The sequence below is a fragment of the Streptomyces sp. NPDC006552 genome (assembly GCF_040611655.1).
Classification (GTDB): Bacteria; Actinomycetota; Actinomycetes; order Streptomycetales; family Streptomycetaceae; genus Streptomyces.
Genome location: NZ_JBEXOS010000045.1, coordinates 1 through 18,712, shown reverse-complemented (window position 1 = coordinate 18,712; position 18,712 = coordinate 1). Strand labels below are relative to the sequence as shown.

At 70.9% G+C, this 18,712-nt stretch carries 15 protein-coding genes and 1 pseudogene; 9 read left to right on the top strand and 7 right to left on the bottom strand.

The genetic code is table 11. The annotated features are described in order from the left end of the window. Window positions 1-40: 40 nt before the first annotated feature. The gene (locus tag ABZY33_RS24060) at window positions 41-661 is read right to left on the bottom strand and encodes a helix-turn-helix domain-containing protein (protein WP_356493710.1); all 621 of its coding nucleotides are present in this window, start codon (window positions 659-661) and stop codon (window positions 41-43) included. Window positions 662-731: 70 nt separating this feature from the next. Here ABZY33_RS24060 and ABZY33_RS24055 point away from each other — a divergent pair, with 70 nt between their 5' ends. Next, window positions 732-1,625: an NADP-dependent oxidoreductase gene (locus tag ABZY33_RS24055; protein ID WP_356493709.1), complete on the top strand. Its 894-nt coding sequence runs from the start codon at window positions 732-734 to the stop codon at window positions 1,623-1,625. 267 nt (window positions 1,626-1,892) lie between these two features. Next, window positions 1,893-2,444: a YciI family protein gene (locus ABZY33_RS24050; RefSeq protein WP_356493708.1), complete on the top strand. Its 552-nt coding sequence runs from the start codon at window positions 1,893-1,895 to the stop codon at window positions 2,442-2,444. A 251-nt stretch (window positions 2,445-2,695) separates the two neighbouring features. Here the strand turns inward: ABZY33_RS24050 and ABZY33_RS24045 are convergent, their stop codons facing one another. Beyond that, a complete protein-coding gene (locus tag ABZY33_RS24045) occupies window positions 2,696-3,073 on the bottom strand; it encodes a hypothetical protein (protein WP_356493707.1) in 378 nt (125 codons plus the stop codon). A gap of 74 nt (window positions 3,074-3,147) precedes the next feature. On the opposite strand from ABZY33_RS24045, the pseudogene ABZY33_RS24040 reads away from it, so the two are divergent. Further along, window positions 3,148-3,311, top strand: a pseudogene (locus ABZY33_RS24040) (IS5/IS1182 family transposase); the annotation flags it as partial. A 79-nt stretch (window positions 3,312-3,390) separates the two neighbouring features. Here the strand turns inward: ABZY33_RS24040 and ABZY33_RS24035 are convergent. Next, window positions 3,391-4,221: an alpha/beta hydrolase gene (locus ABZY33_RS24035; protein WP_356493706.1), complete on the bottom strand. Its 831-nt coding sequence runs from the start codon at window positions 4,219-4,221 to the stop codon at window positions 3,391-3,393. Between the two features lie 57 nt (window positions 4,222-4,278). Here ABZY33_RS24035 and ABZY33_RS24030 point away from each other — a divergent pair, with 57 nt between their 5' ends. The 5 genes from ABZY33_RS24030 to ABZY33_RS24010 all read left to right on the top strand — a co-directional run bounded on the left by ABZY33_RS24030 (window position 4,279) and on the right by ABZY33_RS24010 (window position 9,506). Further along, window positions 4,279-4,752 carry a MarR family transcriptional regulator gene (locus ABZY33_RS24030; protein ID WP_356493705.1) on the top strand — a complete coding sequence of 158 codons (474 nt, stop codon included), beginning with the start codon at window positions 4,279-4,281 and terminating at the stop codon, window positions 4,750-4,752. A 184-nt stretch (window positions 4,753-4,936) separates the two neighbouring features. After that, the gene (locus ABZY33_RS24025; protein ID WP_356493704.1) at window positions 4,937-5,602 is read left to right on the top strand and encodes a response regulator transcription factor; all 666 of its coding nucleotides are present in this window, start codon (window positions 4,937-4,939) and stop codon (window positions 5,600-5,602) included. Beyond that, window positions 5,599-6,870, top strand: coding sequence for a HAMP domain-containing sensor histidine kinase (locus ABZY33_RS24020; RefSeq protein ID WP_356493703.1), 1,272 nt, complete (start codon window positions 5,599-5,601; stop codon window positions 6,868-6,870). The genes ABZY33_RS24025 and ABZY33_RS24020 overlap by 4 nt, the downstream gene beginning before the upstream one ends. A gap of 43 nt (window positions 6,871-6,913) precedes the next feature. Further along, on the top strand, window positions 6,914-7,933 hold the full coding sequence (locus ABZY33_RS24015) for a glycosyl hydrolase (RefSeq protein ID WP_356493702.1): 1,020 nt from the start codon (window positions 6,914-6,916) through the stop codon (window positions 7,931-7,933). A 61-nt stretch (window positions 7,934-7,994) separates the two neighbouring features. Then, window positions 7,995-9,506 carry a DUF4246 domain-containing protein gene (locus ABZY33_RS24010; protein WP_356493701.1) on the top strand — a complete coding sequence of 504 codons (1,512 nt, stop codon included), beginning with the start codon at window positions 7,995-7,997 and terminating at the stop codon, window positions 9,504-9,506. Between the two features lie 63 nt (window positions 9,507-9,569). Here ABZY33_RS24010 and ABZY33_RS24005 read toward each other — a convergent pair whose 3' ends face one another. The 4 genes from ABZY33_RS24005 to ABZY33_RS23990 all read right to left on the bottom strand — a co-directional run bounded on the left by ABZY33_RS24005 (window position 9,570) and on the right by ABZY33_RS23990 (window position 13,424). Then, window positions 9,570-10,301, bottom strand: coding sequence for a VC0807 family protein (locus ABZY33_RS24005; RefSeq protein WP_356493700.1), 732 nt, complete (start codon window positions 10,299-10,301; stop codon window positions 9,570-9,572). 24 nt (window positions 10,302-10,325) lie between these two features. After that, a complete protein-coding gene (locus ABZY33_RS24000) occupies window positions 10,326-10,955 on the bottom strand; it encodes a TetR/AcrR family transcriptional regulator (protein ID WP_356493761.1) in 630 nt (209 codons plus the stop codon). Window positions 10,956-11,058: 103 nt separating this feature from the next. Next, entirely contained in the window at window positions 11,059-12,051 is a 993-nt protein-coding gene (locus ABZY33_RS23995; protein ID WP_356493699.1) for a Gfo/Idh/MocA family oxidoreductase, read from the bottom strand. Continuing rightward, the gene (locus tag ABZY33_RS23990) at window positions 12,048-13,424 is read right to left on the bottom strand and encodes an NDP-hexose 2,3-dehydratase family protein (protein ID WP_356493698.1); all 1,377 of its coding nucleotides are present in this window, start codon (window positions 13,422-13,424) and stop codon (window positions 12,048-12,050) included. Before ABZY33_RS23990 ends, ABZY33_RS23995 begins: the two co-directional genes overlap by 4 nt. Before the next feature lie 361 nt (window positions 13,425-13,785). On the opposite strand from ABZY33_RS23990, the gene ABZY33_RS23985 reads away from it, so the two are divergent. Beyond that, a partial coding sequence (locus ABZY33_RS23985) for a beta-ketoacyl synthase N-terminal-like domain-containing protein (protein ID WP_356493697.1) occupies window positions 13,786-18,712 on the top strand: 4,927 nt, incomplete at its 3' end.

The window sequence follows — 18,712 nt, the reverse complement described above, 5'->3', positions numbered from 1 at the left end:
ACCAGAGCGCTCGTCCCAAGGACCCGGCCCGTCCGCGCGGTCATGACGAGGGAGGTCCGGTAGGCGACGGCGTTGAGCAGGCGGCCTCCCATGCTGCCTCCCATGCTGCCTCGATCATCCGGAAGATCTCGTCCACCGCCGCTTCCGGGTCGGCCGCCTCACGGGCCACGGAGTAGGCATCGATCACGAACCTCGCGATCGTCCGGCTCGCCGTCGCCGTCGGGGCCAGATCCGGGTCGGCGGCGATGGCCGTCGCCACCGCCTCCGCGTGGCGCAGCCGCACCGACTCCTCGTACTTCCGCAGGGCGGGTGACGCGTCGATCATGCGCCAGACCGGGGCGGCGTCGTCGGCCGTGCAATGCCGCACCAGGGCCTGGATCTCGCGGTGCAGCGCCGGGATGAGGGGTTCGTGCGGCGCCCGGCCGGTGACGGCCCGGCTGAGGCGGTGCTCGAAATCCTCGTCCTGTTCGAACACCAGGGCCTCTTTGGAGGCGAAGTGGGAGAAGAGCGTGGTCACGGCTACGTCGGCCTCCGCGGCCACGTCACGGATGCCCACGGCGTCGTAGCCGCGCTCCAGGAAGAGTCTCAGGGCGGCGTCGGCGATCTTCTGACGAGTCGCGGCCTTCTTGCGTTCGCGGCGTCCGGGGGGCAGCACGGTCATGCGCTGACGCTATCAGCCGCGAATTCGTAACGGATACGAAAGGCTAACGGTTAGTGTTATGGTCCCCGGCATGAAGAAAGTGAGCTTCGCCGAGTTCGGCGGCCCGGACGTCCTGCACCTCATCGACGCCGAGGAGCCGCATGCGGGCCCCGGCCAGATACGTATCGCCGTACGGGCGGCAGGCGTGAACCCTGTCGACTGGCGGGTCCGTGAAGGACAAGTCCTGGGAGCCCATCCGATCGAACTGCCCGCGGGGGTCGGCCTTGACGCCTCCGGTGTGGTGGACGAGGTCGGGGCGGGAGTCGTAGGGGTCGAGGCCGGTGACCATGTGTTCGGCGAAGGCGCGAGTACGTATGCCGAGTTCGCCGTGTTGTCGGCCTGGGCGCGTATGCCCGAGGGGCTGACGTTCGAAGAGGCCGCCGGATATCCGTCCGTGGTGGAGACCGCCCTGCGCATCCTCAATGAGGTCGGTGTGGAGTCCGGGCAGACGCTGCTGGTCAGCGGTGCGGCCGGGGGAGTCGGATCGGCGGTGCTGCAGATCGCCCGCGACCGCGGCATCACCGTGATCGGCACGGCAGGCGCCGCGAACCAGGAGTACCTGCGCAGCCTCGGGGCGCTCGCCACCACGTACGGCGCGGGCTGGGTCGAACGGGTGCGGCGGCTCGGTCGTGTCGACGCCGCCCTCGACCTGGCCGGCTCGGGGGTGATCCACGAACTCGTCGAGCTGACCGGTGATCCACAGAAGGTGATCTCCATCGCCGATCTCGAAGCGCCGCGGCTCGGGGTCCGGTTCTCGGGCGTCGCCGGGAGCGTGCCCGACGCCCTCACCGAGGCCGCCGCGCTCATCTCGCAGGGGAAGCTCCATATCCCGGTCGAGAAGTCGTACGCGCTCGCCGACGCGGCCGCGGCACACATCGACAGCCAGGCGGGTCACACGCGGGGACGGCGTGTCGTGGTCGTCTGAGGCATGTGCCGCACTACGTATGGGCGGTTGGCCGAGTTGCCTCGGTGTGCGCGGACATGCGACCGGCACTGGGCGCGCCGGCCGCATGTCCGCGCATCCGGGCTCACCGGACGTGGCCCGACAAGGTGCCCGCGCCCCGGGCGGCCGGGCGGTCCGCGATCAAGCGCGCTGCACGGGTAGACCCCGCGCGAGTGCTGTTAGCGACCCCCAAGTAACCGTGGCACGAAACCCGCTCGACTCGTCTTCGCCGTAGGGAGATCTTTAGGCATGGAGTTCTTCTGCTACCACCGTGACCGGCCTGCCTCCCTGCCACTGCGCTACGAGCTGATTGAGGAGCACTGGTCCTACATGGACCAGTACGCAAAGGAGATGATTGCCCGGGGGCCCACGCTCGCCGACGACGGCGACACGCCCACCGGAAGCGTGCACATCGTCGATCTGCCCGATCCCGCCGCCGCCCGTGCGTTCGCCTGCGACGAGCCGAACTATCAGGCCGGCGTGTATCGGGACGTGTTGCTGCGGCGATGGCGCAACACGTTGGGGCGCACCATGTGGGACTTCCCCGGTGGCGGAACCGACGGCAACCGGTACCTGGTGATCGGACTCGGCGCGGGACAAGCCGCCGATCTCGCGGTGCCGCGCGATCAGAGCGGACTGATCGCCTACGGACCGCTGTTGTCCGACGACGGCACCGCCTGGCTGGGCACCGCGGCGCTGGTCCGAGCGCCCGACCCGAGCACGGCACGCGCCCTCCTCACCCCGGGTCGGTACGCCGACATCGAGGTGCACAACTGGCAGTTCGGCGGACGCCCGTCATAAGCGAACAGGTCCGCGGGTGTCGCCGGTTCTAGCGGGAGTACCGGGCTGGGGCCTACGCCAATGTGCCGGCGGAGCACTGTAGTTGAGTTCCACCTCGTTCACCCTGGCCATTGACGACCTGTGGGCGCTGCCCCGGGCTACGCGGCTCGCTCGCACAAGTCGCGAAGGAGTCCAACATGATCGGGACGGGACAAGCCCAACGGACTGTCCCGTAACTGCTGGCGTCTCCGACAGCAGACAGTCTGCGGCGGTCAGCAGAAGACGAGCTCGACTTCGTTCTCCAAGCAGTACTTCACGACGGCGACCAGTTGGCGCACATCGTCGACGCGTCGCTCGTTGACGGGGTCTCCATCCTCGTGTGGCTCGCATGCGATTGCCTCGAGCCTGGCCAGCATGGCCGCGCATTGAGCAGGCGTGAGAGACCCTTCGTCGTCTGGATGGGCGAGTAGCGGTGCCAGCGTGGTGGAGACGCTGCCCCACTTGCGGTCTCCACCGAATCCGTTCATCTCCGCCAGGGTGAAGCCCTCGGCCTCGGCCAACCACTCCCTGAACATGTTGAAGCCGGTGTAGGACCAGGAGACGTCCGGGCTGGTCACGTCATCGTCTCCAGGGGAGAGCATGAGCCCCATCCTGTTCCTCCTTGCATGCCTGGTGCCCAGGATCAGTCGAGAGGGATGGGTCGGCAACTGAAATGATCTGCCGCATGGCTGGCAGGCTTACGGCGTCAGAGTCCTCGTGGGTAGCCCCGTCACCGGGCTGAGTTCGCGGCAGCTCGGGAAGGTGGTGACGGTTCTGCGGCGCAAGGGTGCGGACGCGGCCCGAAGGGGCCGACCGTGGAGTCTGCCGCTGGAGGACCGGGCGCAGTTGTCCCTCGCTGGATAGACCACTCACCGCACTGCAGCCCACCATGCCCGAAGCCGGTCCGAGAGCCTTTACGGAACAGCCCTCAGTTCGGCAGGGTTTCGAGGAAGTCGGTCAGGAGGGTGTTGAACTCGGCCGGGGACTCCATGTTGGGGAAGTGGGCCGTGTTCTCCAGGGAGACGGCGCGGCCGTCAGGTACGGCGCGGACAAGTCGCTCCGCCATCGCGATGTGATCGCTCCCGTCCAGGGCCCCGTTGATCGCCAGGACAGGGACGCCGATCGACTCCGCACGCTGCCAGGTCTGCCGGACGGGCACGAGGTGGTCCGGTTCATCGGGCGTGTGCTTGGAGATCGTGTGGGACGCCATCGCTCGTAGGTGCCGCGCGATGCCCGCGTCGACGTCCGCGGGCGAGCGGTGCGGGCCCGCCGCGACGCGCACGTGTCCGTTGAGCCAGCCCTCGATGTCACCGGCGGCCAAGGCACCGTTCTGCTCCGCCAGAACCTCCAGGCTCCACGGGTCCTCGAAGTGGGGTTCGCTGGTTCCCACGCCGCTGACGACCAGGGCGCGGACGAGATCGGGGTGTTCGAGCGCGGTGTCGACCGCGGTGCCACCGCCCATCGAGATCCCGACGAGCACCGCCGGGCCGGCGTCGAGGTGTCGCAGCAGCGCCGCCAGATCGTCGGCCGGACGGAACGGCCGGGTCGCGTTCGCGGAGGCGCCGTGGCCGCGGGCGTCCGGTGCGATGACCCGGTAGCGCGGCGCGAACGCCGGGAGCTGTTCGGACCACATCGTGTGGTCGTAGAACCCGGCGTGGAGCAGCACCAGCGGCTGTCCGGTGCCGACGTCACGGTAGGCGAGGGAGCCGTCGGAGGTGGGGAAGGAATGCAGTTCGGCATGGTCAGCGAAAGCAATCATGACAACCAAGGTGTCATCTTCTGTCGAGGTTGGCAACAGAGGTGTCATTCTTGGGGGATGAAAGGCTCCGAAACCCCGCTGCCGCCCGACCAGCTCGCCGACCGACTGACGGAGGTGTTCGACCTGGTGGGGCCGTTGTACCGGCGGGTGTACCGCAAGGTGGAACAGGACGAGTCGATCGAGGGGCTGTCCGTCGGCGTTCGCGCCGTCCTCGACCTGCTGCGCCAGCACGGGCCCATGACCGTCCCTCAGCTGGGCCGTGCGCAGACGCTCAGTCGGCAGTTCGTGCAGCGCATGGTCAACGATGCCGCGGCGCAGCACCTGGTGGAGGCCGTTGCCAACCCGGCCCACCAGCGGTCCTCGCTGATCCGGCTGACCGCCGACGGCGTCGCGGCCATCACCGCCGTACATGCCCGCGAACACGCGGCCCTGCGGCAGGTGGGCGGCGACCTCACCGACGCCGACGTGGATGCGTGCGTGCACGTCCTGACCAGGATGCTCGCGCTCTTCGACGACGTGGATGTGCCCTGAGGGGGTGGCGCGGGGGCGGCGCGTTCGGGCTGTTGCGGCGGCGGGGGCGCCCGCCGGTGCCGTGGAGCACGCCTGCCGCCCCCACGCCGGGGACGAGCGGACGGTGACGGGCCTTCAGGGCGCTGCGCAGTCTCCCTGTCCGTGCGCCCGGCCGCAACCCGCTGCATCTGTAAACTCGCTGGTCATGCGCGTGCTCGTGGTGGAAGACGACCCTGATCTCGGTGTGACGATCGCCGCCGGACTCCGGGGCGCGGGTTTCGCGGCCGACCGGGCCGAGAGCCTCGCGGAGGCCGACCTCAAGGCGTCCGTGAACGCGTACGACTGCGTGATCGCCGACCGCGGCATGCCCGACGGCGACGCGCTCGCTCTCATCAAGCGCTGGCGCGGCGCAGGACGGCCGGTGCCCGTCCTGGTGCTGACCGCTCTGGGCACAGTCGACGACCGGGTGTCGGGGTTCGAACACGGCGCTGACGACTATCTGGTCAAACCGTTCGCCATGACCGAACTGACCATGCGAGTACGGGCATTGTGCCGCCGGGGCCAGCCGCCCCGGCTGCCGGAACTCGTCGTCGAGGATCTGACCCTGGATCTGCCGAGCCGGCGGGTGCGCCGGGCCGGGGTGCTGCTCACGCTCACGGCGAAGGAGTTCGCCGTGCTGGAGACCCTGATGGCACGGGCCGGACAGGTGCTCACCCGCAGCGAGCTGATCGAGAGCTGCTGGGACGAGATGAGCGACCCCATGTCGAACGTGGTCGACGTGGTGATCGGCCAACTGCGCCGGAAACTCGGCTCTCCCGACCTCATCACGTCCCTCCGGGGCGTCGGTTACCGTATCGGCGCACCGGCGTGAGGACCGACCGGCCCGCGGCCGCCAGGTTGCGCCGGATGCGGTGGCGGCTGACCTTGCTCTACGCCGCCGTCAGCGCTGTCTCCCTGATCGCGCTGGTGGTCGTCGCGGCCGCCATCGACTCCCGGTCCGCGTCCCGCAGCCGGGACGCGGAAGTGAGCGGGCGCGCGCAGGCGCTGTCCCGGGCGGTCTGGGTGGACGACCGCGGCGCGTTGCACCTCGAACCACTGGCGGAGGACGGCCTCGCGAGCCGTTCGGCCGTGACCGCGGTGTTGCAGCGCGCCGGCCCGGGTCCCGTCGACGTCCGCTGGGTACGGCCCTCGCGCACGGTGCTGCCGGGCGAGACCGGCCGCGCAAACCTCTGGACGTCCACGGTCCGCACCCAGCAGCCAGTGCTGGCGACCCTGACGGGCGCCGACGGCACAGAGCTGCGCTTTGCGACCGCCCCGGTCTGGGGCGCCGAGGACATCGAGGCGGTCGTCGTCACCGCGGCCGAGCTGACGCCGCACCAGCGCGACCACGCCGAACTGCTCCGCTGGCTGATCACGGGCTGCGCCGTCCTGACGCTCGCGGCGGCCGGAGCGGGCCACTACGTGTCCGGACGGAGCATGCGCCCGGCGCTGCGCGCTCTCGAACAACAGGAGCGGTTCCTGGCCGAGGCAGCACATGAACTGCGGACACCCCTCGCCGTCCTGCGGCTCGCTGTGGAGGGCGACACCACGGCGCGCGCCCGCGCCGAGCCGGGTGCTCCGGAGGCCGTGCGCCTCGTCGATCACCTGGATCGCCTGGTCGCGGGGTTGCTGAGCCGGGCTCGTATCCAGGCGGGCAGCCGTGAGCTGGAGCTCACACCCTTGCGGCTGGACCAGCTGGTCGAGCAGGTGGTCGACGAACACCCGGACGCCGGCGCGGGTATCGTCGTGCGAAGTGAGCCGACCATCGTGCGGGGCGACCCGGATCTCCTCGCGCAGGCCGTGCGCAACCTCGTGGAGAATGCCCTGCGGCACGGCAGGACCCCCGACGGGCCGTCACCCGTGGACGTACGGGTCGCGGCGGGCCGGATCTCGGTCCGGGACCACGGACCCGGCATCGCGGAGGAGGAGCGGGAGAAGGTCTTCGGCGACCGCGTGACCGCCGGTCACGGCGGGATCGGCGTCGGCCTCGCCATCGTGCGGTGGGTCGCCGAGCTCCACGGCGGGACCGCCGGGGCAGCCGCGGCCGACGGCGGCGGGGCTCTCGTCGCCCTCACCCTCCCCGAGCACGCCACGTCCTGAGCGCCTCATCGTCCCCTCATGAACAGATCGGCACAGTGCAGACGTGAACACCCACCTCAGGTGCCTGAACGCCACCGAACAGCCGCACCCGCGCAGCACACCGCCCCGCCGCGCCGCCCCGGGCGTCGTCGTGACGGTGCTGCTGCTGACGCTCACCGCGCTCGCCACGGCCTGCTCCGGCCCGCACCAAGCCGCGCGGGACCGCGCCCCGCGCACCCCCTCCGCGTCGGCCGGCACGGCCCCTCTCGCCCCTGAGCAGGGCGCCTTGCTCGGCCACTACTACGGTGCGGGCACCGTCGCCCGGACGGACGCGCGCATCGGACGCACACCGGCGGTCCACCTCACCTACTACGACTGGAGCGACGACTGGGCCCGCGCACCCGCCACGCGGACGGACTTCGCGCAGGGGCGCATCCCGCTGATCAACTGGGAGCCGTTCGGCATCGACTTCGACGACATCATCGGCGGCGAGCTGGACGACACGATCCGCCGGCGGGCCGACGGGGCGAAGGCGCTCGGCAGGCCCTTCTTCCTCGACTTCGCGGCCGAGATGAACGAGGAGGAAGGCTGGGGCGGACACGATCCCGACAAGTACATCACCGCGTACCGCCACATCCATGACGTCTTCGTGGACCGGGGCGCGACGAACGTCGTCTGGACGTGGTGCCCGAACGTCACCGACAGCCCCGACGCGCCGCCGGCGATGGACTACTACCCCGGCGACCGGTACGTCGACTGGACCGGTGTCGACGGGTACAACTGGGGCAGGTCCGATCCGGACTTCCCGTGGCAGAGCTTCGCCGACCTCTTCGCCGACATCTACGAGCAACTCGCCGCGAAGGGCAAGCCCGTCATCATCGGTGAGATGGGCTCCGACGAGGCCGGCGGCAGCAAGGTCTCCTGGATCGACGGTGTCGTCCCGGCTCTGAAGGCCAGGTTTCCGCTGATCAAGGCCGTGGTCTGGTTCGACGTCGACAAGGAACGCCACTGGCGGATCGACTCCTCACCGTCATCGCTCGCGGCCTACCGGCGCCTGGCACAGGACCCCTACCTGAATCCATGAGAGCAGCTGCGATCCAGTAGCCTTCCGGCGATTCGCACACCGACTGTGAGGACCCACGACGTTGACCGGCCTGTCCGCGTTTCCGCTGCCTTTCCACGCTTCCCGCTCCATACCGTTCGCGGCGCCCCGGACGCTGCGGGAACTGCAGATGATGCAGTGCAGCGCTCACCTCCGTGCGAAGCCGCGCTGGTTCGACAAGAAGGACGACGCCGAGATCGTCGGCCGGTGGTCCCGGGAAGCGATCGACCAGGGCCTCACCGAGGCGCAGGTGCGCTTCGTGCTCGCCGAACTCGCGTACTACGCCGCTCTGCGGGACGAACGGACCGGCATCGAGGTGTCCGGGGTCGACGGGGTGTGGCAGTCGGACACCCTGATCGACGAGGAGTTGCGATCCCGGCTGCGGGACGCGGTCCGCGTGCTGGAAGAGGTCCCCGACGCGGCGAAGGACTGGCACCCCGGATCCGGCGGTCAGGTGCTCGACCTCGTGCACCCCTCCCTCTTCTGCCTGGTGAACGAGGTGAGCGGGGCCCCCGAGCGAGCCTTCCACAACCCGACGGACCGGCACTCGGCGTATGAGTTCTCCACCAGATTCCAGTGGCTGCCGACGGACGCCGATGTCAGTGACGACGGCGAGGTCACCTTCCGTTCGTACGTCAACAATGTCCACCCCGAGCGGCACCGGGACCTGAACGCGGTCCTGCCGGAGCTGTTCGCGCGAATGCGCCCGCTGCTGGAGAACGTCCTCACCGATCTGCGCCATCCGCGGCCCCCGCGGATCAAGACCGACCCTTACGGGTGGTACGACTCGCACCCGGTCCATCCCACCAAGTCCGCCTTCGGTGACGACGCCGAGGCGTACAAGGAAGCCGTCCGGGCGTGGAGCAGCGACTACGACGACTGGTGGCAGAACCGGCGGCCGGTCGTCCCGGACGCCCCGGACTTCAGCCCGCCCGAGCCACCCGCCGACTTCGCCCGGGTCGATCTGCGCGGCAGCCGTCTCCAGGTCATCGTCAAGCTCGCCACGATCCAGCTCACCCCGCAGCGGCCCGCGTACGCCGGAGGTTCCTGGCACGTCGAAGGGATGCTGAACGAGAGGATCGTCTCCACCGGCATCTACTACTGGGACAGCGAGAACATCACCGAGAGCCGGCTGAGCTTCCGGACGGCACTCGACGACCCGGAGTACGAACAGAACGACGACGACGGACTGCGTGAGGTCTACGGCCTGGAGGACGAGGACGCCCTGAACCAGACACTGGGATCGGCGGTGACCCCGGCCGGCCGCTGCCTGGCGTTCCCCAACGTCCTGCAGCACCGCGTCAGCCCGTTCCGCCTGACCGACCCCGCCCGCCCGGGACACCGCAAGATTCTCGCGTTCTTCCTGGTCGACCCCGGCCGGACGATCGTCTCCACCTCCGACGTGCCGCCGCAGCAGCCGTGGGCGGACACCTCGACCATGACGCTCGACGAGGCCAGGCGCTACCGCGAACAGCTCATGCAGGAGCGCAAGTTCTTCGTCGACGAGCACAACGAGCAGCTCTACGAACGGGAGTTCTCGCTCTGCGAGCACTGAGGGAGCCGGCGGAGCACCCCGCCCAGCGGCGCGGCGGGCGCGCGGGGCGGGGGAGGTGGCCGGTCAGTCGTGGGTGTCCTGCTGCGAGGACACGGCGGCGAAGGAGCGGCGCCCCGGCTTGAGGTCGCCGAAGATCTTGGTGAGGGTGCCCGACCGGAACAGGACGATCTGGGTGATCACCTGGAGCAGGATCCACGACACCGCGTACAGGGCACCGTCCAGAGCGGGCACGGTGTCGACGGGCAGGGTGTACGCCATGATCAGCCGCAGCAGCGCGTCGCAGAGCAGGCCGACGCCCCACAGCACGGTCAGGGCGCGCCAGACGCGGCGGAAGGCGCCGTCCGACTCCCACAACCGCTCCAGTTTCGCCGCGCGGCCGGACAGGAGCGTGCGCAGGGCCTGGTAGGTGAAGGGGCGCGCGGTGAACAGGGTGATGAGCAGCCAGACGCCGGCCAGCGCGGTGAACAGGCTGTTGCGGGCGAGGGCGATACGCGGGTCCGAGGTGAGCAGCGAGGCCAGCGCGCTCACCACCAGCAGCGCGAGGGTGAAGACGCCGATGGCGTCCAGCTTGCGGTGGCGTACGGCGGAGTGGAGCGTGTGCAGCGCGGGCGCGGAACCGCTCAGCAGCAGGGCGGTGATCTCGCTCGCACCGGCCGCGCGGAGCACGTAGTAGAGCCCGACGGGCAACACGATGTCGCAGACGACCGTGATCACGAACCCCCAGCGCGAGGAGGGCTTTTCGGGCGCGGTGGGGGGTGTCGCCGCGGGTTCGGGACTGGGTGTGGGGGAGGTCATGAAGTGTGCTCCAGGGGGAGGGCCTTACGGCGTGCGCTGGACGGCCTGGGTACAGCGGTCGAACGCGTCCGCCAGTTCGCGGGCGCACCGGTCGAGGTCCATCGCCACACCGCACAGATGGTGGCGCAGGACGCTGTCGATCGCACCGCGCAGGGCCAGGGCCATGGTGAAACATTCGAAGTCCGCGAACTCCCCGGCTCCACGGCCCTGTTCGAGGAGCGCGACGAGCCGGTCCACCGACATGATGCTGCGTTCGGCGTTCTCCAGGCCGGTGATCTGCTGGTCCCGGACCATCCGGACGATCTCGGTGAGGGCCTGGGTATGGAGCGGATAGCGGGCGACGAAGTCGAAGTGGGAGGTGATGTACGCGCTGAGCTTTCCGCGATATGTGTTCTCCTTGTTCATATGCGCGGCCGCTACATTGTCGGCCCTCTCCATGATGGTGTGGACAACTTCCGCGAACAGCTCGGGTTTACCGGAGAAGTGGTACGAGATCATCCCGGTGCTGCTGAGTTGTGCCTGCTGTGAGATCCTCGTGAATGATGTCTTCGCATATCCGGACTCGGCGAGGGTTTCGATAGCCGCCTGAACTATCTGGGCTCGCCGTGCATTCTGCGTGAAGGTCCGGGTGTTCGTCTTGGCTGCCTTGGCCATCATGGCCTCAGATTAGCCGGATCATGATCGGGTTTTTCCTAGAGTTCAAGAGTTCGTAGCCGCACGGAGACACGTCCGTGTTCACCCTGCGGCTCCTTGCCTGTCAGTCCACCTGAACCCGCCGTGCCGTCGTGCGGATGGCGTCCACAAGGTCCATGGTGGCGATGGAGCCCGGGTGCGGCCCCGGGTCCGCGCCCGTGGAAATCGCCGCGGCGAACTCTTCGAGCAGCAAGGACAGTTGGTCGGCGGCACGCAGGGTGAGCCGTTCCTCGCGGTCCTGTTCCTCGATGACCAGCGTCGGCTGGTGGGAGGGCGGTGGGGTGAACGCGCGCGTCACGGTCAGCCGGGCCCGGTCGCCCCACAGCGTGTAGAGCGACGCGTAGGTGTGCTCGAAGCCGAACTCCAGCTCGGCCAGCACCCCCGACGGAGAGACGAGGAGTACCTGCCCCGACAGGTCGAGGCCGTCCGAGGCCCGGGTGCGCAGCGTCGCGCCGGCCACTTCGAGGCCCGGCCCGAGCAGCAGCGCGGCGGCCCGCAGCGGGTACACGCCGACATCGAGGAGCGCGCCGCCGCCCAGGCCGCCGTCGTAGCGGATGTCGTCGTCCGGCAGGGGCGGGATGCAGAACGCGGCATGGAAGGAAGCCGGCCGCCCCAGCCGGCCGTCGGCCACCAGCGCGCGGACCCTGTCGTGCTGCGGGTGGTGGAGGAACATGAAGTTCTCCCGCAGCGTCAGACTCCGCTCCGCCGCCAGCGCGCACAGCGAGCGTGCCTCGGCGGCGTCGGTGCCGAGCGGTTTCTCCACCAGTACGTGCTTGCCGGCGCGCAGCGCGCGCTCGGCCCACTCGTGGTGCAGGGCCGTCGGGGTCGACACGTACACGGCGTCGATGTCGGAGCGGGCGAGCAGCGCCTCGGCGTCCTCCTCGGCCGCGCACCCGAAGTGCTGCGCGAACAGGGCCGCCTTCTTCGCCGTGCGTCCGGCGACGGCCACCAGCTCCCACTGCGGCATCCGCGTCACCGTGGGCAGCACGCGCCGCCAGGCGATGGAGGACGTGCCGATCGCTCCCAGCCGCAGCGGCCCGGCCGCGGGCGCCGTCACAGCGACCTCAGCGCGGCGATCAGGGTGCGTGCCTGCACGTTCAGATGGTGGCTGTAGCGCAGCAGTTCGTCGACCTGGCGGGGTGACACCCAGGCGAACTCGTCCGACACCAAGGGGATGTCGTCCTCGACCTCGATGATGAGGTAGTGGCTCTGCGCGTTGAGGAAGCGCCCGCCCTCCTCCGACAGCAGGACGTCGTAGACGGCCGAGCCGCGCCGCTCGCGGACCTCGTCCAGGTACGGCGGCCACGCGGCCGGCGGCAGGTCCGCGTAGTTCTCGGGGGTGCACTGCACGGTCGGGCCGAGCTCCACGACGGAGAGGAAACCGGCTTCGGCGCGGGCGCGCAGCAGGACGTGCGGGACGCCGCCGATCCGCCGGACGAACAGCGCCGCCGTGCCCGTGCCGTGCGGTTCGAGGAGCGGTTGCGACCACGCCGCCACCTCCCGCCGCCCCGAGATGACGTCGACCGCCACGACGCTGAAGTGGTGGCCGTCCCGGTGGGACACGGCGTGCGGGTCGCGCCGCCAGTCCTTGGTCTGCGCGAGACCGATCGGCACCACGTGCACGTCGTGCTCGGCCCGCCGCCGGGTGATCCAGCTGCGGATCTCGGTGTCCGTGTGCAACGAGGCGGCCGGCCCGGTCGCGCCGGGCCGCCAGTCCGGCAGACACGACAGGACGGTGCGGGCGTCCATGTTCACGACGTTGTCCTGCCCCAGCAGCATGTTGACCTGACGGAGCGTCAGCCAGGCGAAGTCCTCACCGGCCTCCACCTCGGGGCCGACCCGCACGATCATGTTGCGGTTGCGCTTGCGCAGGAACCAGGAGCCCTGCTCCGACTGGAGCACGTCGGACACCACCGAACCCGGCGCGGGACGCCGGAAACAGTCCAGATACGTCACGGCCGAACCGCCGTGCACCCTGCGGTAGTTGCTCTTCGTCGCCTGGACCGTCGGCGACAGCTGCATCCCGTTCACGTTGCCCGGCTCCGACTTCGCCTGCATCAGCAGGTGCGGAATGCCGTCGAAATCCCGTACGGCGATGCCCAGGATCCCGATCTCGGGCTGGTCGATGATGGGCTGCTCCCACTCGGCCACCGGCCCGAAGTCCGAGCGGACCCGCAGCCCGTGCACGGCGAAGAAGCGGCCGCTCGCATGGCGCAGGTCACCGGTGCTCCGCTCGAACCGCCAGCCGTCGAGGTCCGCGAACGACACCCGCTCCACCTGCTGCGGCTGCGCACGGCGCCGCTCCTCCAGCCACGCGGCCAGCTCCACGTCGCTCAGCACACCGCCGTCGACGGTCGCCGCCGAAGCGGCCAGCGCCGCCCGTGTGCGGGCCTCCTCGCCGCGCGACGCAGGCGCGGTTGTCGGAGCCATGGCTCTGCCCTTCTCTCGATCCGGGAAGTGCGACCTCGCACCCGGCGCACCGCACCGGGCACCGCCCCGCACACCATGCCGGGGCAGACGCAGCCGACGGCCGCCCTCCCAGCGTGCCCGCTCGAAATCCAGCATTCGCTTAGAACTCCGCCTCTTGCGGCCGCAACTCCCGCTGGTTACGATCCGCGGCCGCATTCGGGCCCGCCTGCCGGAAACCGCTCGGTCCGGCCCCGACGCCAAGGCCGTCGTCGTGCCTAGAGATTCCCCTAGAGCGTTTCCTCCGACCGCCGGACGGCCCCGCCCCCCATGCGAATGTGTGAGCCGTCCCCGCCCTCTCGCCTCGGTATTTGGAGTGCCATCGATGAACGAGCCGGTGCCCACCGACATCCGCGATACCGCCGTGGGCCCTGAGCCCGTGGCCGTGGTCGGCCTCGCGTGCCGGCTCCCGGGCGCCGACGACCCGACCGCGTACTGGCACCTGCTCACCGAGGGCCGCAGCGCCGTCACCGACACCCCCGAGGACCGGCGCACGGGTGTCCCCGTCGACGGCTGGCCCACCCCGCACGGCGGCACCGCCCCCCTGCGCGGCGGATACGTGTCCGCTCCCGCCGACTTCGACCCGGCGTTCTTCGGCATCTCGCCCCGCGAGGCAGCCGCCATGGACCCGCAGGCCCGGCTCGCGCTCGAACTGGGCTGGGAAGCTTTGGAGAACGCCGGTATCCCCGTCAGCGCCGTCCCCCGCGCCACCGCCGTCCACCTCGGCGCGGACACGTGTGACTACGCCGATGTCGTCCGGGACGCCGGACAGGAGACGGGACACCACACCCTCACCGGCCTCAACCGCTCCCTCATCGCCAACCGGCTCTCCTACGCACTCGGGGTCAGCGGCCCCAGCATGACCGTCGACAGCGCGCAGTCCTCCTCCCTGACCGCGGTCCAGCTCGCCTGCGACAGCCTGCGCCTCGGCGACAGCGAACTCGCCCTCGCCGGCGGCGTCCACCTCAACCTCAGCCCCGAAAGCTCTCTGGCCGCCGCGCAGTTCGGGGCGCTCTCCCCGGACGGCGCCTGCCACACCTTCGACGCCCGCGCCAACGGCTACGTACGAGGAGAGGGCGGTGGACTCGTCGTACTGAAACTGCTCTCCCGCGCCCTCGCCGACGGCGACCACATCCACGCCGTCATCCGCGGCGGCGCCGTCAACAACGACGGCACCGGCACCAGCATCACCACCCCGGACCCGGACGCCCAGGCGGCCGTCCTGCGCGCCGCCTGCCGCCGCGCGGGCGTCGACCCCGCGGACATCGGCTACGTCGAACTGCACGGCACGGGAACCCGGATCGGCGACCCCGTCGAGGCCGCCGCCCTCGGCGCGGTCCTCGGCACCGCGCGGGGCCGGCGCGCACCGCTCGCCGTCGGCTCCGTGAAGACCAACATCGGCCACCTCGAAGGCGCGGCCGGTATCGCGGGCCTCCTCAAGACCGTGCTGTGCCTCACGCACCGCCGGCTGGTGCCCAGCCTCCACCACGACGAGCCACACCCCGCCATCTACCTGGACGGCCTCGGCCTGCGCGTACAGCGCGAGACCACCGCATGGACCCCGGCCACCCCCGGCTCCCCGCTGCGCGCCGGGGTTTCCTCCTTCGGCATGGGCGGCACCAACGCCCACCTCGTCCTCGAAGAAGCCCCGCCGACCGAGCCCGCCCCGCAACGGCAGCACCCCCGGCCCGCCGCCACCGTGCCCTGGCTGCTCTCCGCCGCCACGCCCGAGGCACTGCGCGCCCAGGCCGACCGCCTCGCCGCACACGTCCGCGACAGCGGCGCCGACCCCGTGGACACCGCCTGGTCGCTGCTCACCACCCGCAACCACCTGGCACACCGGGCCTTCGCCGTCGCCGCCGACACCACCGCCCTGCTCCACGGCATCACCACCGCGCCCCCGGCCGGACCGGTCGAAGGAGACATCCACCGTCCGGTCTTCGTCTTCCCCGGCCAGGGCAGCCAGTGGACCGGCATGGCCGCCGAACTCCTCGCCACCGCGCCCGTGTTCGCCGCCCGCCTCACCGAATGCGCCGACGCCCTCGCCCCGCACGTCGACTGGGACCTCGCGGCCGTCCTGCGCGGCGACCCGGACGCACCCCCGCTGGACCGCTCCGACGTCGTCCAGCCCGCCCTGTGGGCCGTCATGGTGGCCCTCGCCGCCCTGTGGCAGTCGCACGGGATCCAGCCCGCCGCCGTCGTCGGGCACTCCCAGGGCGAGATCGCCGCGGCCTGCGTCGCGGGCGCCCTCAGCCTGGAGGACGCCGCGCTGGTCGTCGCCCTGCGCAGCAAGGTCCTCGTCCCCCTCGAAGGCCGCAGCGGCATGGTCGCCCTCGCCCTCGCCCACGACGACGCCGTCCGCTTCGTCGCACGCTGGGGCGACCGCGTCACCGTCGCCGCCCTGAACGGACCGGCCTCCACCGTCGTCTCCGCCGACACAGAGACCGTCACCGACATCCTCGCCACCGCCGAACGCGAGGACGTACGCGCCCGTCGCGTCGGCATCGACTACGCCTCCCACTCGCCGCACGTCGAACCCGTCCGCGACGAGATGCTCCGCCTCCTGGCCCCCATCACGCCCCGCCGCCCCGACGTACCGTTCCTGTCCACCGTCACCGGCGACTGGCTCGACCACCCGGCCACCGACGCCCGCTACTGGTACGACAACCTCCGCGACCCCGTCCTTCTCGAACCGGCCGTCCGCGCCCTCACGCTCGCGGGCCACGGCGCCTTCGTCGAGGTCAGCCCGCACCCCGTACTGACCGCACCGGTGCAGGACACCGTCGAGACCACCGCGGGCCCCCGGCACGCCGTCGTCACCGGAACCCTGCGCCGCGGCCAGGGCGGAGCCACCCGCTTCCAGACCTCCCTGGCAACCCTGTGGAGCCGGGGCGCCGAAGCCGACTGGACGCCCGCCTTCACGGACCTCGCCCCGCGCCGCGTCCCGCTGCCCACCTACGCCTTCCAACGCCGCCGCTACTGGGTCGACGCCGCCGGCGGAACCCCCACGCCGCACCGGACCACGGCGACCACAACGCCCACCGAGCAGACCCCGGCCCTGCCCGGGACCGCAGGGCCCGCGCCCGGCCCCGACGACGTGCTCGACCTCGTCCGCGACTGCGCCGCCGCAGTCCTCGGCCACATCGGCCGCGACCAGATCGATCCGCAGCGGACCTTCAAAGAACTCGGCATCGACTCGGTCACCGCCGTGGAGCTGCGCGACCGGATCAACACCCTGTCGGGCACTCGCCTCCCGGCCACCGCCGTCTACGAGTACCCCACTCCCGCGCGTCTCGCCGCGCACCTGTCCGCCCCCACGGTCACCACCGACACCGAGCGCCCCGAACGCCGCGCCGCCGCGGACGAGCCGATCGCCATCGTGTCGATGGGCTGCCGCTACCCCGGCGGCGTACGCACACCGGAAGACCTCTGGCGCCTGGTCCGCGACGAGACCGACGCCGTCTCCGCCTTCCCCACCGACCGCGGCTGGGACCTGGACGCCCTCTACGACGCCGACCCCGACCGCACCGGCACCACGTACGTCCGTGAGGGCGGCTTCCTGCACGACGCGGGTGAGTTCGACGCCGCCTTCTTCGGTATCTCGCCGCGTGAGGCAACCGCGATGGACCCGCAGCAGCGGCTCCTTCTGGAGACCGCCTGGGAGACCGTCGAGAGGGCCGGCCTCGACCCCCGCCGCATGCCCGCCGGCACCACCGGCGTCTTCGTCGGCGCCACCGCGCCCGAGTACGGCCCGCGCCTGCACGAAGCCGGGGAATCCGTCGAGGGCCACGTCCTGACCGGCACGACGGCGAGCGTGGCATCAGGCCGGATCGCGTACGCCCTGGGTCTTGAGGGACCCGCGGTCACGGTCGATACGGCCTGTTCCTCGTCGCTGGTCGCGCTGCACCTCGCCGTGCGGGCCCTGCGCGCCGGAGACTGCTCACTGGCCCTGGCGGCGGGCGCCACCGTCATGTCCGGTCCGGGCATGTTCGTCGAGTTCGCCCGCCAGCGCGGACTGGCCGCCGACGGCCGCTGCAAGCCGTTCGCCTCCGACGCGGACGGCACCAACTGGGCCGAGGGCGTGGGTGTCCTGCTCCTGGAGCGGCTGTCGGACGCGCGGGCCAACGGTCACCAGGTCCTGGCCGTCGTCCGCGGCTCCGCCATCAACCAGGACGGCGCTTCCAACGGTCTCACCGCCCCCAACGGCCTTTCCCAACAGCGCGTCATCCGCACCGCGTTGGCGGATGCGGGCCTGTCGGCGGCGGAGGTGGACGCGGTCGAGGCGCACGGCACGGGTACGAAGCTGGGTGACCCGATCGAGGCGCAGGCGCTGCTGGCCACGTACGGTCAGGAGCGTGCTGCCGAGCGGCCGTTGTGGCTGGGGTCGGTGAAGTCGAACATCGGGCACACGCAAGCCGCGTCCGGCATGGCCGGGATCATCAAGATGGTGCAAGCCATGCGGCACGGCACGCTACCCAAGTCCCTCAAGGCGGAGGAACCGTCCCGGATCGTCGACTGGTCCACAGGTGCGGTCGAATTGCTGGCCGAGACCCAGGACTGGGCCGAATCGGACGGGCGCCCGCGCCGGGCCGGGGTGTCGTCCTTCGGGATCAGCGGAACCAACGCGCACGTCATCGTCGAGGCCCCCGGAGAGGTCGTCGCCGATGAACCCGCTCCTACCCGTGAGTCCGCGCCCGCCCTGCCCTTCCTCGTCTCGGCCCGGAGCGAGGAGGCAGTGACAGCCCAGGTCCGTCAGCTGACCACCTACCTGGAGTCCGCCCCGGCGGATCCGGTGGATGTGGCGTGGTCGTTGTGGCGGTCGCGGTCGGCGTTCGAGTGCCGGTCGGTGGTGGTTGCGGGGGAGTCGGTGGTGTCGGGGTCGGTGGTGGCCGGGGCGTCGTCCGCGGTGTTCGTGTTCCCGGGGCAGGGGGCGCAGTGGGTGGGGATGGCGGTGGAGCTTCTCGATTCGTCGCCGGTGTTCGCGGGGCGGTTCGCGGAGTGTGCTGCCGCGTTGGATGAGTTCGTCGACTGGTCGTTGGTGGATGTGGTGCGGGGGGTGGAGGGTGCGCCTGGGTTTGACCGGGTGGATGTGGTGCAGCCGGTGTTGTGGGCGGTGATGGTGTCGTTGGCCGCGTTGTGGGAGTCGTTCGGTGTGCGGCCGGCTGCGGTGGTGGGGCATTCGCAGGGTGAGATTGCTGCTGCGGTGGTGGCGGGTGCGTTGAGTGTGGTGGATGGTGCGCGGGTGGTGGCGC

Excerpts from the sequence above, each read along its gene's own strand:
- ABZY33_RS24060 (WP_356493710.1), bottom strand. The coding sequence starts at position 661 with ATGACCGTGCTGCCCCCCGGACGCCGCGAACGCAAGAAGGCCGCGACT.
- ABZY33_RS24055 (WP_356493709.1), top strand. The coding sequence starts at position 732 with ATGAAGAAAGTGAGCTTCGCCGAGTTCGGCGGCCCGGACGTCCTGCAC.
- ABZY33_RS24050 (WP_356493708.1), top strand. The coding sequence starts at position 1,893 with ATGGAGTTCTTCTGCTACCACCGTGACCGGCCTGCCTCCCTGCCACTG.
- ABZY33_RS24045 (WP_356493707.1), bottom strand. The coding sequence starts at position 3,073 with ATGGGGCTCATGCTCTCCCCTGGAGACGATGACGTGACCAGCCCGGAC.
- ABZY33_RS24035 (WP_356493706.1), bottom strand. The coding sequence starts at position 4,221 with ATGATTGCTTTCGCTGACCATGCCGAACTGCATTCCTTCCCCACCTCC.
- ABZY33_RS24030 (WP_356493705.1), top strand. The coding sequence starts at position 4,279 with ATGAAAGGCTCCGAAACCCCGCTGCCGCCCGACCAGCTCGCCGACCGA.
- ABZY33_RS24025 (WP_356493704.1), top strand. The coding sequence starts at position 4,937 with ATGCGCGTGCTCGTGGTGGAAGACGACCCTGATCTCGGTGTGACGATC.
- ABZY33_RS24005 (WP_356493700.1), bottom strand. The coding sequence starts at position 10,301 with ATGACCTCCCCCACACCCAGTCCCGAACCCGCGGCGACACCCCCCACC.
- ABZY33_RS24000 (WP_356493761.1), bottom strand. The coding sequence starts at position 10,955 with ATGGCCAAGGCAGCCAAGACGAACACCCGGACCTTCACGCAGAATGCA.
- ABZY33_RS23990 (WP_356493698.1), bottom strand. The coding sequence starts at position 13,424 with ATGGCTCCGACAACCGCGCCTGCGTCGCGCGGCGAGGAGGCCCGCACA.